The sequence below is a fragment of the Aeromonas sp. R2-1 genome (assembly GCF_040908425.1).
GTDB classification, from domain to species: Bacteria; Pseudomonadota; Gammaproteobacteria; order Enterobacterales; family Aeromonadaceae; genus Aeromonas; species Aeromonas caviae.
Window position 1 is genome coordinate 143,856 of the sequence record NZ_JBFODR010000042.1, and the last position, 15,413, is coordinate 159,268.

General features: G+C 63.0%; 17 protein-coding genes. 7 read left to right on the forward strand and 10 right to left on the reverse strand.

The window, feature by feature from the left end:
* Positions 1-14: 14 nt before the first annotated feature.
* The 5 genes from AB5Y80_RS15905 to fldB form a co-directional block, all read right to left on the reverse strand.
* Entirely contained in the window at positions 15-320 is a 306-nt protein-coding gene (locus AB5Y80_RS15905; protein WP_167824698.1) for a type 1 fimbrial protein, read from the reverse strand.
* Between the two features lie 224 nt (positions 321-544).
* A complete protein-coding gene (locus AB5Y80_RS15910) occupies positions 545-922 on the reverse strand; it encodes a VOC family protein (RefSeq protein ID WP_041212513.1) in 378 nt (125 codons plus the stop codon).
* A gap of 142 nt (positions 923-1,064) precedes the next feature.
* Positions 1,065-2,405: a TldD/PmbA family protein gene (locus tag AB5Y80_RS15915; RefSeq protein ID WP_182935335.1), complete on the reverse strand. Its 1,341-nt coding sequence runs from the start codon at positions 2,403-2,405 to the stop codon at positions 1,065-1,067.
* A gap of 106 nt (positions 2,406-2,511) precedes the next feature.
* Complete coding sequence (locus tag AB5Y80_RS15920; protein WP_368173172.1) at positions 2,512-3,912, reverse strand: TldD/PmbA family protein; 1,401 nt, start codon at positions 3,910-3,912, stop codon at positions 2,512-2,514.
* A gap of 510 nt (positions 3,913-4,422) precedes the next feature.
* Positions 4,423-4,941: a flavodoxin FldB gene (fldB, locus tag AB5Y80_RS15925; RefSeq protein ID WP_041212516.1), complete on the reverse strand. Its 519-nt coding sequence runs from the start codon at positions 4,939-4,941 to the stop codon at positions 4,423-4,425.
* Between the two features lie 183 nt (positions 4,942-5,124).
* Here fldB and xerD point away from each other — a divergent pair, with 183 nt between their 5' ends.
* Positions 5,125-6,024, forward strand: coding sequence for a site-specific tyrosine recombinase XerD (gene xerD, locus AB5Y80_RS15930; RefSeq protein WP_042014490.1), 900 nt, complete (start codon positions 5,125-5,127; stop codon positions 6,022-6,024).
* Positions 6,025-6,097: 73 nt separating this feature from the next.
* On the opposite strand, the gene mscL is transcribed toward xerD, so the two are convergent.
* Entirely contained in the window at positions 6,098-6,508 is a 411-nt protein-coding gene (gene mscL / locus AB5Y80_RS15935) for a large-conductance mechanosensitive channel protein MscL (protein ID WP_010673746.1), read from the reverse strand.
* A 259-nt stretch (positions 6,509-6,767) separates the two neighbouring features.
* On the opposite strand from mscL, the gene AB5Y80_RS15940 reads away from it, so the two are divergent.
* The 6 genes from AB5Y80_RS15940 to nqrE all read left to right on the forward strand — a co-directional run bounded on the left by AB5Y80_RS15940 (position 6,768) and on the right by nqrE (position 12,445).
* Complete coding sequence (locus tag AB5Y80_RS15940) at positions 6,768-7,472, forward strand: disulfide isomerase DsbC N-terminal domain-containing protein (RefSeq protein ID WP_039041117.1); 705 nt, start codon at positions 6,768-6,770, stop codon at positions 7,470-7,472.
* On the forward strand, positions 7,438-9,168 hold the full coding sequence (gene recJ / locus AB5Y80_RS15945; RefSeq protein ID WP_010673748.1) for a single-stranded-DNA-specific exonuclease RecJ: 1,731 nt from the start codon (positions 7,438-7,440) through the stop codon (positions 9,166-9,168). The genes AB5Y80_RS15940 and recJ overlap by 35 nt, the downstream gene beginning before the upstream one ends.
* Before the next feature lie 150 nt (positions 9,169-9,318).
* A complete protein-coding gene (locus AB5Y80_RS15950) occupies positions 9,319-10,500 on the forward strand; it encodes a MerR family transcriptional regulator (protein ID WP_368173173.1) in 1,182 nt (393 codons plus the stop codon).
* A gap of 39 nt (positions 10,501-10,539) precedes the next feature.
* A complete protein-coding gene (locus AB5Y80_RS15955) occupies positions 10,540-11,043 on the forward strand; it encodes a GNAT family N-acetyltransferase (RefSeq protein ID WP_368173174.1) in 504 nt (167 codons plus the stop codon).
* Positions 11,044-11,360: 317 nt separating this feature from the next.
* Entirely contained in the window at positions 11,361-11,654 is a 294-nt protein-coding gene (locus AB5Y80_RS15960) for a hypothetical protein (RefSeq protein ID WP_368173175.1), read from the forward strand.
* Between the two features lie 191 nt (positions 11,655-11,845).
* Positions 11,846-12,445 carry an NADH:ubiquinone reductase (Na(+)-transporting) subunit E gene (nqrE, locus tag AB5Y80_RS15965; protein WP_010673752.1) on the forward strand — a complete coding sequence of 200 codons (600 nt, stop codon included), beginning with the start codon at positions 11,846-11,848 and terminating at the stop codon, positions 12,443-12,445.
* Positions 12,446-12,478: 33 nt separating this feature from the next.
* Here nqrE and AB5Y80_RS15970 read toward each other — a convergent pair whose 3' ends face one another.
* The 4 genes from AB5Y80_RS15970 to ybeD form a co-directional block, all read right to left on the reverse strand.
* Complete coding sequence (locus AB5Y80_RS15970) at positions 12,479-12,967, reverse strand: GNAT family N-acetyltransferase (RefSeq protein WP_010673753.1); 489 nt, start codon at positions 12,965-12,967, stop codon at positions 12,479-12,481.
* 145 nt (positions 12,968-13,112) lie between these two features.
* Positions 13,113-14,078, reverse strand: a complete 966-nt coding sequence (gene lipA / locus AB5Y80_RS15975) for a lipoyl synthase (protein WP_109111910.1) — start codon at positions 14,076-14,078, stop codon at positions 13,113-13,115.
* Between the two features lie 85 nt (positions 14,079-14,163).
* Positions 14,164-14,856, reverse strand: coding sequence for a lipoyl(octanoyl) transferase LipB (gene lipB, locus AB5Y80_RS15980; RefSeq protein ID WP_010673755.1), 693 nt, complete (start codon positions 14,854-14,856; stop codon positions 14,164-14,166).
* Between the two features lie 93 nt (positions 14,857-14,949).
* A complete protein-coding gene (gene ybeD, locus AB5Y80_RS15985) occupies positions 14,950-15,213 on the reverse strand; it encodes a DUF493 family protein YbeD (RefSeq protein ID WP_010673756.1) in 264 nt (87 codons plus the stop codon).
* Positions 15,214-15,413 lie beyond the last annotated feature (200 nt).

A 15,413-nucleotide genomic window follows, 5' to 3' on the forward strand; every position in this document is an offset into this window, starting at 1 on the left:
GGTATTGGCAAGGTTCATTCGTGGCTAATGGTGATGATTGCCATGGTTTGGCGCGAGTCAATCCATCGATAGGAAACCTGGCTGGTGGCGAGTCGCTGTGACGACTGTTTTGCCAACTGTCTCAGATTGAGGGTCTCTGTCGTTTGCTGTGGGCCCGATAGACAGGTGACCTGCACCCGATCCTGTTGTTGCTCGATGTGGCAGGCATCTTCAACGATTGCTCCGCTGACTGTGATGTGACCAGTACTGGTCGCCGGCCCCGCCTGTGCCACCGACATACCCAAACTGGCGAAGGTGAGTGCGACTACGATTGGCTTCATGCAGACCTCCTGATTGTCTTGCACGCAGGTAGAAAACCACTTTTCATTTCCTGCACTGCCAATATCGGCCCGGTCAGAGGGAGTGTGAGTGCTATTTGAGTGGTTGCTATAGAGACCGACTCTGGCGGGTTAAATGAAAAAACAGGGCAACCCGAGGGTTGCCCTTGCCATGGCCGGCTGCGAGTGACTCGGCGGAGGGTATCCCGATGAGGCTTCCATCTTCCTCAGGCGGTCGGCGGGGCATAGAGGGCCAGCCAGTTGCCTTCGGTATCCTCGATGATGACCCGGGAGCCATGACCGCTGCCGATGCTGTGCAGAGGCTCCAGCACCCGCCCGCCGAGCCGGGGGACCAGCAGCTCCGCCTCCTGCAGCCTGTCACCGAGGGAGAGATAGATGAGGGGACCGGCACCGCCGGGCTGGTGATATTTGTCCATGGGGCCGAGACAGGCCGCCGCGTTGCTGCCGTCGTGGCGCAGCATGGCAAAGCGCATGGTCTCTTCCTGGATGGGGGTGACCTGCACATCGAGCAGGGCCGAGTAGAAGTCCATGGCGCGATCCAGATCCCGTGTCGGAATGTCGGCCCAGACCAGGGTGTTGTCCATCGTCGTATTCTCCAGAGTTCCCGGCCAACGCGGTCGGTGGCTCTTTGAGGTTAGAAGTGGCTGTCGGGGGGCGCCATGGATAAAAAAAGCGGCGCCTGATGGCGCCGCTTGAAGGGGGAAGAGCCGAGTAAGGCTCCCCCTCTTATTTGCCGGCAATGCTGAGCCCGCCAAAGCGGATCAGCGGGGCATAGAAGTCCTTGCCATCGTCGTGGTGCAGCTGGTTGCCGACCGCTTCCAGCTCACCCAGCAGGCGATAGAAGTTGCCCGCCACCGTGATGCCGCGTACCGGCGCCACGCGCTCGCCATTGCGGCAGAGGAAGCCGGAGGCGCCGAACGAGAAGTCGCCGCTCACCGCATCGGCCCCGGAGTGCAAGCCGTCCAGCTTGACCAGCTCCAGGTACTCACCGCTTTGTACCTCGGCCTCGCCGTGGGGGCCGAGCCCGAACACCAGGTGACGAGGGGCCACGTCCAGGGCACTGCGGGCACTGCGGGCGGCAGCACCGTTGCTCGTCACGCCGAAGTGGCGGGCGGTGGCGCTGTTGTGCAGCAGGGTCTTGAGCTCCCCCTCGCCGATGAGCAGGAGATCCGAGGTGGCGGCTCCTTCGCCGTCAAACGCCTTGATCTTCATGCCCCCCGGCATATAGGCACGACTCTCTAGGGTGAGCCAGCGAGAAGCCACGCTTTGGCCCAGCTTGTCGCGCCAGGGGTTGATCCCCTGCTGGGCCCACTTGCCAGACAGGGCGGACTGGAAGCAGCCAAACAGGCTGGCAAAGCAGTGGGTGCTGAAGATGACGCTGTAGCGACCGCTTGGCACCGCCTCACCCATCAGCAGGCCATCGGCCACGGCGTGGATCTGGCGGATGAGAGGCTGGCTCTCCAACTCGTCGAAGCGCCGTGCGTACTGTCCCTGGTAGTGCATGGACTGGCGGCCCTCCCGCTCGATGAGAGCGGAGCTGTGGCAGCCGACGCTGAATTCCTGATGTTCACAGATGCTGCCCTGGCTGTTGGCAAGCCAGAGGCGGCTCTCCCCCTCGAAGAAGCCGTTGTAGGGGGCGCCGGTCACGTCCGGCAGGGCTAGCATGTCGGACTCAAGGCGCAGGGTCAGGGCGATCTTCTCTTCCACCGCCGTGGTGTCGGCTTGATGTATCTCGGCGCAGTCGGTGATGAGCCTGCTCTGCTGCACTGTGATGCGCTGATCCGGGTCCACCTTGGCGAAGCGGCTCGCATCGAGCGCATCCTGCACCATGGCGTCCAGGGCCGACGCGTCGAGGGACTCGGAATAGGCGATGCCGACCCGGCCTTCCTTGATGAGGCGAATGCCGATCTGCTGGCTGCTGGTGACCTTGTATTCACTGAGCTCGCCCTTGTCGGCCTTGAGGGAGAAGGCCTTCTCCTGATTGGCGATGATGTCCGCCTCGGCACCCAGATCGGCGACCTGGTCCAGCAGACGGGCAAGCAGTTGGTTCATGTCGAGTTGGCTCATCAGGCGTTCCCTCCGACCAGGATATTGTCAACCTTGAGCGGCGACGGGCCGACTGAAACGCGAATGAGGCGGGAGATGGAACCGCACAGAGTGTAATGGATGTTCATCAGGCGTTCCCTCCGACCAGAATGCTGTCAACCTTGAGCGGCGGTTGGCCGACCGAGGCGGGAATGGATCCGGAGACCGAGCCGCACATGCCGGCGGAGAGGGCCAGATCGCGCCCCACCATGGAGATCTCCTTCAATACCTGCGGGCCGGTGCCGATCAGGGTGGCCGACTTGAGGGGCCGGGTGATCCTGCCCCCCTCGATGAGGTAGGCCTCCTGCACGTTGAAGTTGAACTCGCCGGTACCGGGCTGCACAGAGCCCCCCCCCATCCGCTTGGCATAGATGCCGTGCTCCACGGTTGCCAGCATGTCGTCGAGGCTGTAGTTGCCCGGTTCGATATAGGTGTTGCGCATGCGGGAGGCGGGGGCGAACTTGTAGGATTCCCGGCGCCCGGAACCGGTGCGGGCGTAGCCGGTGCGAAGGGCCCCCATTCTGTCCACCAGGAAGCCGGTCAGCACGCCGTCCTTGATGAGCTGGGTGTGCTGGGTCGCCATCCCCTCGTCATCGACGTTGATGGAGCCCCAGGCGTTGCCCTGCAAGCCCTCGTCCACCGCGCTGACCGCGGGGTTGGCGATGAGCTGGCCCATCTTGTCGTGGAACACGGATGCCTTCTTGGCCACCGAGGTGGTCTCCAGCAGGTGACCGCACGCCTCGTGGAAGATGACGCCGCCAAAGCCGCTCTCCATGATGACCGGCAGCTTGCCGCTCGGGCAGGGGGCGGCGCCCAGCTTCACCAGTGCCTGGCGGGTGGCGGTGAGAGCCAGCTCGCGGGGATCGATGCTCTCGGCATGCTCCCATCCCTTCATGGCACCGGGGGCTTCATAACCAACGCTCTGCTCGCCCCCGTCCAGGGCGATGGTCTGGGCCATGATGCGGTTGTAGTGGCGGCGATCGCTCACCTGGACCCCTTCGCTGTTGAAGATCTCCACCTCCTGCTCCCAGCCGAGCACGTTGCCCGAGAACTGGCTCACCTTGTCGCTCTCGGCGCGGGCCGCAGCGTCCATGGCATGCAGGTAGGCGATCTTCTGTTCCAGCAACTTGTCGGCTGAGAGCGGTAGGGCCACAGGGTTGCGATCGCTCAGGCGACTGAAATCGAAGGCGGTGGCAGCCACTACGGGGTCACGCCTGTCCTTGGCCGCCAGCAGGGTAACGATGCGCAAGAGCTCGTTGCGATCGGCCAGATTGGTGTAGCCATAGAGCACCTTGTGGCCGTAGCACAGGCGAACGCCGATACCGAAGTCGAGACCACCGCTGATGTTCTCTATCTGGCTGGAGAGCAGGCTGAGCTGGCTGCGGCGCTTGCGCTCCACAAACAGCTCGGCGAAATCGGCCCCGAGTGCCAGCGCGTGATCGAGCACGTCGCGGGCGATGGCGGGGGCCAACAGGGAGAATGAAGTCATAGAATATCCTTTTCTGGTCTGTCCGTTTGCTTCCGACACCCGGCGTTGTGTTGTTATGGGGTGTCGACCTCATTGTTGCAGACCAGAAGCAAAAAGTCGCTATAGCGTCAGCCGATGATACCAAACGAGAAAATCGGTGCGATTTATGCGCCCGGCAGCCCGAGCGCAGGCTACCGGCAGGGGAGGTTGGCGCCGCTCATGGCGCTCGTTTTATATGAGGTCGACCCACTGCTCGATACGGAGTTGGTCTGGTCGTCCATTGGCCGGCGTCGTCGAACATCCAGGCGATCAGGGTCAGAGCAGTTCGTGGATCTCGCTCAGGATCTGGTTGACCCACTGTTCGATACGGGGTCGATCTGGTCGCCCATTGGCCGGCGTCGTTGAACATCCAGGCGGCCAGGATCAGAGCAGTTCGTGGATCTCGCTCAGGATCTGGTCGACCCACTGCTCGATACGGGGTCGGTCTGGTCGTCCATTGGCTGGCGTCGTCGAACATCCAGGCGGCCAGGATCAGAGCAGTTCGTGGATCTCGCTCAGGATCTGGTCGACCCACTGTTCGATGCGGGACTCGGTCTGGTCGTACTGGTTGGCGTCATCGAGGGCAAGCCCGACGAAGTGACGGCCATCGTCGATGAGCGCCTTGGAGGCATCGAACTCGTACCCCTCGTTGGGCCAGTAGCCCACCAGCTTGACCCCCTTGGGGACCAGCTGATCGTGCAGCAGGCCGAGGGCATCCTGATACCACTCCCCATAGCCCAGCTGATCGCCCATGCCAAACAGGGCGATGATGCGTCCCTCCAGATGCAGGTCGGCGATGTCTTCCCAGCGGGATTCCCAGTCCTCCTGCAGCTCGCCGAAGTCCCAGGTGGAGATGCCCAGGATCAGGATGTCGTACTCCTGCATGCGGGCGAGGGGCACATCCTTGATGTTGTGGAGATCGACCAGCTCGGGGCCGATGAGGGCGCGGATCTTCTCGGCGGCCATCTCGGTATAGCAGGTGGTGGAGCCATAAAACAAACCTATCTTCATCGCTCTTCTCTTGATCGCAGTCGGCAAGGGGCGTGACCGGCACAGCGGCGCCCGGGGGGAGGGCGCCAGTCTAGCAGATTGCGCCGGGCTCTTCACCGCCTGAGGGGATGTGCAGCCTTGCCTTGCGGCCCGGGTGGGTCGGCACGTTACAATGGCGACCTGTTTCCCTGAGCGCGGCCCACCATGAGCAAAGCAGAATCCCATCCCCTGATCGAGCCGTTTCTCGACGCCCTCTGGCTGGAGCGGGGGCTCTCCGACAACACGGTCAGCTCCTATCGCACCGACCTGGAAAAATTTGCCCTTTGGCTCGATGAGCAAGGCGGTTCCCTGCTGCTGGCGGGGCTGGACGACATCCAGCACTACCTCGCCTGGCGGGTGGACCATCAGTTCGCGGCCAGCAGTACGGCCCGTTTCCTCTCGGCCCTGCGCCGCTTCTACCAGTATCTCAATCGCGAGAAGCTGCGCAGCGACGATCCCACCGTGCTGCTGGAGGGGCCAAAGCTCCCCAAAAAGCTGCCATCGGATCTGAGCGAAGCCGAGGTGGAGGCGCTGCTGCAAGCGCCCCTGGTGGACGATCCGCTGGAGCTGCGGGACAAGGCAATGCTCGAGCTGCTCTACGCCACCGGGCTGCGGGTGTCCGAGCTGGTGGGGCTGACCGCCGAACACGTCAGCCTGCGCCAGGGGCTGGTGCGGGTGGTGGGCAAGGGCAACAAGGAGCGCCTGGTGCCCATGGGGGAGGAGGCGGTGCACTGGCTGGAGCGCTACTACCGGGAGGGGCGCACCCTGCTGCTGGGTGGCACCAGCTCGGACGTGGTGTTCCCCTCCAAGCGGGCCCGGATGATGACCCGCCAGACCTTCTGGCACCGCATCAAGCTCTATGCCCTGAGAGCCGGCATCAGGGGGGAACTCTCCCCCCACACCCTGCGTCACGCCTTCGCCACCCACCTGCTCAATCACGGCGCCGATCTGCGAGTGGTGCAGATGCTGCTGGGCCACGCGGATCTCTCCACCACTCAGATCTATACCCACGTGGCCAACGAGCGGCTCAAGGCACTGCACGGCCAGCACCACCCCAGAGCCTGATCGCCTCACCGGCCTTGCAACAAAAAACCGCCCGAAGGCGGTTTTTTTTCAGCACACGACAGGGAGGAAACGGTTATTTCCCCTGCTGGGATTTCAGCAAGTCGCGGATCTCGGTCAGCAGCTCCTGATCCTTGGTGGGGCCGGCCGGGGCGGCGGCTTCCTCTTCCTGCTTCTTCTTCAGGGTGTTGATGGCCTTGAGCCCCATGAAGATGGCGAAGGAGATGATCAGGAAGTCGATACAGGTCTGGATGAACTTGCCGTAGGCGATGACCACGGCAGGGGCATCCCCTTCGGCGGCCTTCAGGGTCACGGCGAGATCGCTGAAATCCACGCCCCCCAGGATCAGCCCGATGGGGGGCATGATCACGTCTCCCACGAAGGAGGAGACAATCTTGCCAAAGGCGGCACCTATGATGATACCGACCGCCATGTCGATCACATTGCCCCTGGATGCAAAGGCCTTGAACTCTTGAATCAGACTCATTTTTCCCCCTAGAAATGGACGACATGCCACCTGAGAGCACGTCGATTTGAATAATAAAACATCAGCAAAACAGAGGGATGACTAAAGATGTCTCCCGTCGTCCTGATTAGCTTGCGGGGCTCAAGCCCGATTGGCAACCTGTCATCTCGTGATTTTTTCTTGCGGACGTTATTAATCGATCACTAATTAAGGTCTTTGGGAGAGGGAATTGTCTGGGTTACCTTATGAGGCCCTTCAATCATGCCAAGTGAATGAGCTAATGCGATATTTACTGCTGGGAATGATGCTGCTGTGCGCTTTTGCGGCCAGCGCGGGGATGGACCCCCATGTGTTGAAACAGACCATAGAGCAGCGCCTCGGTGTGCAGGTCTACCTGGTGGACGAGACCCCCATGCCGGGCCTCTATCTGCTGGGCACGGCCCAGGGACTGCTCTACAGCGATGCCAGGGGAGACTATGTGCTGCAGGGCTCCATGCTGGATCTGGCCCACGATATGAGAAACCTCACCCGGCTCAGCCAGCAGCAGCAACGCAGGCTGGCGCTCTCCCAGATAGGGGAGGCCCGGCTCTGGCTCAAGGCCACCCCTGAACGCCACCGCCTCACCCTGTTTACCGATCTCGCCTGCGGTCCTTGCCGCATCGCGCTGGAGGAATTGCCCCGCTTGCAGGCGAGGGGTGTGAGCGTGCAACTGCTGCCTGCGCCTGTCGCCGCCTCGGATCAGGCTAGCTGGTGCGATCCCGGGCTGCTGCGCGAACTCAACTTCAGCGATCGTTTGCCTGAGAGCGGCTGTAATGCGATCCTTGCCCATCATATCGGCCTGAGCCAATGGCTCGGGATCAAGGCGTCACCGAGCTGGGTCCTGCCCAATGGCGACCTGGTGCGCGGTTACCAGAGCCCCGAACAACTGCTCAAGATACTGGATCACATCAATGCCCCTGCAAATCCGTCGTCGTCCGCGAGTTGATGATTCCCATCTGCCCGCCACCCTGCACCCGCTGCTTCGCCAGATCTTCGCCAGCCGCGGGGTAGAAGACCCTGCCCTGCTGGAGCGCAGCGCCAACCAGCTGCTGCCGCCCCAGCGTCTGTTCGGCATGGCGCAGGCGGTGCCGCTGCTGGCCGAGGCGCTGACGGCGCAAAAACGCATTCTCATCGTCGGTGACTTCGACTGCGACGGCGCCACCAGCTCGGCCCTGTGCGTGCTGGCCTTGCGCGCCATGGGGGGGCACCACATCGATTTTCTGGTGCCCAACCGCTTCGAGTTTGGGTATGGCCTCACCCCGGAGATCGTCGAGCTGGCGGTGGCCCGCGGCGCCGAGTTCCTGATCACGGTGGACAACGGCATCTCCAGCATCGCCGGGGTGGCGGCGGCCAAGGCGGCAGGCATGCAGGTACTGGTTACCGATCACCATTTGCCGGGTCAGGAGCTGCCTGACGCCGACGCGATAGTGAACCCCAACCAGCATGGCTGCGACTTCCCCTCCAAGTCCCTGGCCGGGGTCGGGGTCGCCTTCTATCTGATGGCAGCCCTCAACACCCATCTGCGCCAGAGCGGCTGGTATGAGCGCCAGGGGCTGCGCGCCCCCAACGTGGCGGATTACCTGGATCTGGTGGCCCTCGGCACTGTGGCCGACGTGGTGGCGCTCGATGGCAACAACCGCATCCTGGTTCATCAGGGTTTGCAGCGGATCCGGGCCGGCCGTTGTCGCCCCGGCATCCAGGCGTTGGTGGACGTGTCGGGCCGCGACGGGCGTCGCCTGTGCGCTGCCGATCTCGGCTTTGCGCTGGGGCCGCGCCTCAACGCGGTGGGCCGGCTCGATGACATGTCCCTCGGGGTCGCCTGTCTGCTCTGTGACGACATCAACCTGGCGCGCCAGTTCGCCTCCGAAATGGACAGCCTCAACCAGGAGCGCAAGGAGATCGAGCAGGGGATGCAGCAGGAGGCGCTCGCCACTTTGGAGCAGATCCGTTTTCGTGACGGCGAGGTGCCCTCCGGCATCGTGCTGCACCGGAACGAGTGGCATCAGGGGGTGGTGGGGCTGGTGGCCTCCAAGGTGAAGGAGAAGTACTACCGCCCGGTCATCGCCTTTGCCGAGAGCAGCGAGACCGAGCTCAAGGGCTCCGGGCGCTCCATCCCGGGGGTGCACCTGCGCGATGCGCTGGAACTGCTCGATACCCGCCACCCCGGCCTGATGGGCAAGTTTGGCGGCCACGCCATGGCGGCCGGGTTGACCCTGCCCAAGGCCAATATCGAGGCCTTCGGCCGGGCCTTCGAGGCGGTCATCGGCGAGCTGGTGACCCCTGAGCTCTTGACCGGGGTGCTGCTCACCGATGGCGAGCTGCTGCCGGACGAGCTCACCCTCGAGCTGGCGGAGCTTATTCGCGCCTCCGGCCCCTGGGGTCAGGCCTTCCCCGAGCCGCTGTTTGACGGGGAATTCGTGCTGGTGCAGCAGCGGCTGGTGGGGGAGAAGCACCTCAAGATGATGTTGACCACGGATTCCGGCCACGCGGTGGATGCCATCGCCTTTGGCGTCGACTTGCAGCGCTGGCCCGATGCCTCGGTGAAGCGGGTGCGGCTGGTCTACCGGCTCGACGTCAACGAGTGGCGCGGCAACCGCAGCGTGCAACTGCTGGTGGAGCATCTGGAGGCCGCCGGCCTCTGATCCCGCGAGTCTCTCTTGCTGCCGATGACGGCCACCTCTGGGTGGCCGTTTTTTTATGGTATGAACCCGGATGTTGTCGTTGACCCGTCTATTGCTTCACAGTTTAAGCTTCCCTTCATCGGGTCACGGACCCCTCAGCGAGTGGTTGTCATGAAAATATCCGAACTGGCCCGGCGCTGCGGCCTGGCCCGCTCCACCCTTCTCTATTACGAGAAGCTGGGGGTGATTGCGGGCACGAGGGGCGCCAACGGCTATCGCCACTACGACGATGACGATCTGCAGCGGCTGCGGATGGTACAGGCCCTGCAGGCCGGCGGGCTCAGCCTCAAGCAGTGCCTCGCCTGTCTGGCGGGCGAGCTGGAGCAGGCGACACTGGAAGCCCGGGTCAGGGAGCTGGATGAAGAGCTGGCGCGGATGCAACGCGCCCGGGATCTGCTGGCGGATCTCGCCGGTTTGCGTGCGCACTCCGGCGACGAGTTCAAGGCCTGGCAGCGGCAACTGCAGCATCAAGCCCCGCAGGCTTACTTTGCCTGGGTGATGAAGCAGGGATTCAGTGAACAAGCGCGTTACCACCTGCAGTGGCTCAGCAAAGACATGAATGAACATGAACGCTACATCCGGGATTTCAAGCTGCTGCTGGATGGCATGAGCTATTGGGGGCCGGGCGATAGCCTCTTCACCCAGCAGCAATTTGCCGCGCTGCCCAGCCAGCCTCGCCGGATCCTCGACATGGGCTGTGGGCGTGGCGCCGCCACCCTGGCGCTGGCACAGGTGACGGACGCCACCATCGTGGCCATCGATCTGGACGAGGAGGCGCTGGCCGCCGTGGCGAGATCGGCCAGCGCGGCGGGGCTGAGTCAGGTCACTACCCTGTGCGCCAACATGGCGGCGCTGCCGGCAGACCTGGCCCCCGCCGATCTCATCTGGGCCGAGGGGAGCGCGTACACCATAGGGGTGGCCAATGCGCTCAAAGCCTGGCGGGCGCACCTTGCCGATCCTAATGCCTGCCTGGTGCTGAGCGACCTGGTGTGGCTGACGGACACGCCCCCAGAGGAGGCGCTGGCGTTCTGGCAGCGGGATTATCCCGCCATGCAGACCCTGGCGGGCCTGCTCAAAGCGGTGCAGGAGGCGGGTTATCGCTGCCTGTGGCACACCGAGTTGCCGCAAAGGGCCTGGCACAACTATCTGGATCCCATTGAGCGCAATCTGGCGCGCCACAGTGCCGAGCTAGGGGATAGCCCAGCCTGGCAGGACTTGAGCCGGGAAGTGGCCATCCACCGCCAATACCTGGGCAGCTACGGCTATGTGATCTGCTGCCTGCAGGCAGTCTGATCAGGCCATCCATTGCAAGATAACAAACGGAGAAAACCTATGAACATCATCATTCGGCCCGAAGCAGGCGCCGATCACGACGCCATTGAAGCGCTGACCGTGGCCGCGTTCCTCAATGCCCCCCATACCGATCACAACGAGCAGTTGATCGTGCGTGGCCTGCGCCAGGCCGGGGCACTCAGCCTGTCGCTGGTGGCGGAGCTGGCGGGGCAAGTGGTCGGCCACCTCTGCTTCTCGCCGGTGACCATCAGCGATGGCAGCCCGCACTGGTATGGTCTTGGCCCCATTTCGGTCTCTCCTGCGCTGCACGGCAAGGGGCTGGGGTCACGGCTGATGGACGCGGGTCTGGCCGAGCTCAAGGGGATGGGGGCGGCCGGCTGCGTGGTGCTGGGGGATCCCGGCTTCTACGGCCGTTTCGGTTTCGTGCCCGAGCCGGGGTTGACGCTGCCCGGCGTGCCGCCCGAGTACTTCATGGCCCGCTTGTTCGGCGCTGCCATGCCCAGTGGTGAAGTGCGCTACCACCCGGCCTTTGTGCAGGAGTGAGGGTCACCGTGAGGGAAAAGAGAGGGCTCCTTGCGCTCATTGTGGTTTTTAATTGCCCTCTTTATTTATAAAGAGGGTTTTTAGTATCAATTTGTGGGTGTTTGCAGGGTTTAAAATTCAATAAAAAGATGAATTGTGATATATTCGGCCTAGCTGAATTCTCTTTTAAAGAAGGGACTCCCCGCTTGTCACCCTCTGGCCGACGCTCTACCTGGCCGATGGCGCTCGCCATCGCCTGCCTTCTATGGCTTGCCGCCTTCGCCGCGGCAGAGGTCGGTGCAGCCGTACGTCAGGCAGCGGTCGGCCAGGACGCCTCGATGCAGTTGCATGAGCCGGCCGATCCCGGGCTGGTCAACAGCGTCAGCCTGCCGCCGGGCGGCCAGTGGCGGCTCAGCTTCGAGCAGGGTCGACGGTTGGAAGGGGCCGCTCAAGCCGAGCTCTATCAGGTGCTGCTGGCCTGGTTCCAGCACGAGATCCTCGGCCTGCTCTGCGGCCTGCTGTTTTTCCTGCCTCTCATCTATCTCAGGCAGCGGCCCGACTACTTCGGCGCTCTGCACACACGGCGGCTTCGCTGCCACCACCTGCAATATCGCTTCTGCCAGGGCGACTAGGTTCACCAGCCGGGCGCCCGCCCGTTTGATCCCCGTCATTGAGTACCGCTGACCGGGCTGCTCGGCAGTCTGGCGGCTGCCGTGGTCATTACCGGGTGCTGCGCCAGCTCTCTCTGTAAACGTCATCTTCGCGACTGGCCGTTGGCCGGGCGCGGACATGCTCTTATTGCAACCAAGTGGTGAACTCATTCATGGACTATTACGTCAATCTCTTCATCCAGTCGATCTTTGTGGAAAACCTGGCGCTGGCCTTCTTTCTTGGCATGTGCACCTTCCTGGCCGTTTCCAAGAACATCAACACCGCCTTCGGTTTGGGCATGACGGTGCTGGTGGTCATGGTGATCGCCATCCCCCTCAACAACCTGATCTACCGCCATATCCTGCGTCCCGAGAGTACCTTCCTCGGGGAGTTTGATCTGGGCTTTCTCGATTTCATCGTCTACATCGGGGTGCTGGCGGCGCTGGTGCAGGTGATGGAGATGGTGCTCGACAAACATTTCCCGGCGCTCCATCACGCGCTCGGCATCTATCTGCCGCTGCTGACGGTGCACTGCGCCATCTTCGGCGGGGTGATGTTCATGGCCCAGCGGGATTACGACTTCATCGAATCCGTGGTCTACGGGGCGGGCTCAGGGCTGGGCTGGCTGCTGGCCATCGTCGCCATTGCGGGGTTGCGCCAGAAGATGAAGTATTCGGATGTGCCCGAGGGGCTGCGGGGGATCGGCATTACCTTCATCGTGGCCGGGCTGATGTCCCTCGGCTTCATGTCTTTTTCCGGCATCTCGCTCTGAGCCATGGGCCGGGTGGTGGCCCAATGAAGGTGCTCAATCCAGACGCTTTGCCATGTTGTAGCCCGTGATGGTGAAGCCCAGCGCCTGATAGAGCGCCAGTGCCCTCGGGTTGTCATGGGCCACCCTCAGCTTGATCTGGTGGATGCCTAGGGGGGCGAGCTGCGCCTCCAGGGCGGCCATGGCAGCCTTGCCGAGGCCGCGACCACGATGGGGCGGTGTCACATAGAAGTCGTAGATGAAGGTGGTGCCGGCGGCGCCGTCGATGGCGTGCCAGAGATAGCCCAGAGGCTCGCCCGGTGCGTTCGAGGCTTCAGGTACCATGGCGAGCAGGTGATGACCCGGGGTGGCGACACCCAGTGGCAGGAGCTGCTGCAACGAGGCGTCGGCCTGACGGTGGGCGTCAGGCAGCGCCATCCCGTGGTTGCTGGCAAGATCCTGGGCGTAATCCTCGATGAAGTAGTCGCGATAGGCGGGAAAGTCTGCGTCACGCAGGGGGATCAGGCGAACGGTGAGAGTCGGCATCCGGCACAGCACTCCAGAGAAGGGGAGTGGCCACGTTACGCCAGAACGGCGCCAATCACAAAGGGACAACCGCTGCCTGCGAGGTGACGGCGATAAAAAAAGAGCGCCCAAGGGCGCTCTTTTTTCTGCCAGCAGGAAAAGAGGCTTATTTGACCTCTTCCCCCTTGGCTTGCAGGTCTGCGTGGTAGGAGGAACGCACGAAGGGACCGCAGGCGGCGTGGCTGAAGCCAAGCTCCATGGCCACATCCTTGAGTTCGTCGAACTCTGCGGGCGGCACATAACGCTTCACCGGCAGGTGGTGGCGGCTCGGTTGCAGGTACTGGCCCAGGGTCAGCATGTTGACGCCGTGCTCGCGCAGATCCTTGAGCACCTCGACGATCTCCTCGTTGGTCTCGCCAAGGCCCATCATCAGGCCGGACTTGGTCGGCACGTGGGGGTGCATCTCCTTGATGCGGCGCAGCAGCTCCAGGGACCACTTGTAGTCGGCACCCGGACGGGCAACCCGGTACATGCGCGGGGCGGTTTCCAGGTTGTGGTTGAAAACGTCAGGCGGGGTCTCGCGGAACACCTCCAGCGCCTGCTCCATCCGGCCACGGAAGTCCGGGGTCAGGATCTCGATGCGGGTCTGGGGGCTGTGCTCGCGGATCTCGCGGATGCAGTCGGCGAAGTGCTGGGCACCGCCGTCCCGCAGATCGTCGCGGTCCACCGAGGTGATCACCACGTACTTGAGGTTCATCTCCTTGATGGTGAGTGCCAGCTTCTTCGGTTCCTCCGGATCCAGCGGCAACGGACGGCCGTGGGCCACGTCGCAGAAGGGGCAGCGGCGGGTACAGATGGCGCCCATGATCATGAAGGTCGCGGTGCCGTGGTTGAAGCACTCCGCCAGGTTGGGGCAGGAAGCCTCTTCACACACAGAGTGCAGCTTGTTTTTGCGCAGGGTGCTCTTGATGTGCTCGATCTTCTGGCTCGACGGCGGCAGCTTGATCCGCATCCACTCCGGCTTGCGCAGCACTTCCTCGTTGGGATCCGGCATGAATTTCACCGGGATCAGGGCCATCTTGTCGCCATCGCGCAGCTTGACGCCCGGCTCCATACGAACGGGTTTGCTCATGATTCACTCTCGGTGTTTGTTATTGTCTGGTTGACGGTCACCAGGGGCCTTGCGGCTCCCTCGTGACCACGGGGCATGGGGTTGCTCATGCCGCCTCTTCGGTATTCGTGATCTCTTGGTAGCCAATCAGGCGGGCCAGCTCCGTCACCAGCAGGGACTGTGCCTCGGCGACGCTCTGCGGGCCGCCCAGGGCGCTGGTCTGGGTCATGGCCATGCCCGCATAGCCGCACGGATTGATGCGCAGGAAGGGAGTCATGTCCATGTTGACGTTGAGGGCCAACCCGTGGAACGAGCACCCCTTGCGAATGCGCAAACCCAGGGACGCCAGTTTGGCTTCCATACCCAGATCGCTCTTCACGTAGACGCCCGGGGCATCGGCCTTGGCGTAGGCCTCGATATTGCTTTTGGCGAGCGTGTTGATGATGGCGGTTTCGAGGCAGGTCACCAGCTCCCGTACAGAGAGCTTGCTGCGGCGCACATCCACCAGAACGTAGAGCACCAGCTGGCCCGGGCCGTGATAGGTCACCTGGCCGCCGCGATCACTCTGCACCACCGGGATGTTGCCCGGGGCGAGCAGGTGTTCGGCCTTGCCGGCCTGGCCCTGGGTGTAGACGGGGTCATGCTCCACCACCCAGAACTCGTCCGGGGTGTCGGGGGTGCGATTGTCGGTGAACGCCTTCATGGCGTCCCACACCGGCTGGTAGGGGCGACGGCCCAGCTGTCTGACGAGCAGTTGGCCGGCTGACGGTTGTGGCTCGGCGGGCGTTTCGAGTGACATCTTTCCTCACTGGCGGCGCGGTGTCGGTACGGTCGCCGCTGCGACCGGGCGGCAAATAATCAGTCGCCCCGGTGGCGGGGCGAGAGAGGCAACTTACAGGACGTAACGAACCAGCTCGATCTTGCCAAGAGCGGTATACATGGCCTCGATGTGTTCCTTGCTCTGGGCGGTGACCGTCACTCGTACCGAGTGATAGTTGCCCTTGGAGCTCGGTTGAACGGTCGGGCTGTAGGTGCCGGGAGCATGTTGCTGCAGCACTTCCACCACCATGTCGGGCAGGGCGGGATCAGCCACGCCAAGCACCTTGAACGGGAACTTGCAGGGGAACTCCAGCAGTTCATCAAACTTGGTATTCATCTACTTCACCTTTCTGGGTCGCCGGGAAGCGACGTCATCTTTACGCCTTTGAGGGCCGCCAAAACGATCCCCTCATCAGCCCCCAGGGGGCAGTTCCCAGTCTATATGGGCATGAGCCGCCTCGGGATCAAGACCCGGCGGTGCGGCAAGACGTGGAAATGCTGCTTTTTACCACAAATCGTCAGTCGGCGGAACCTGCA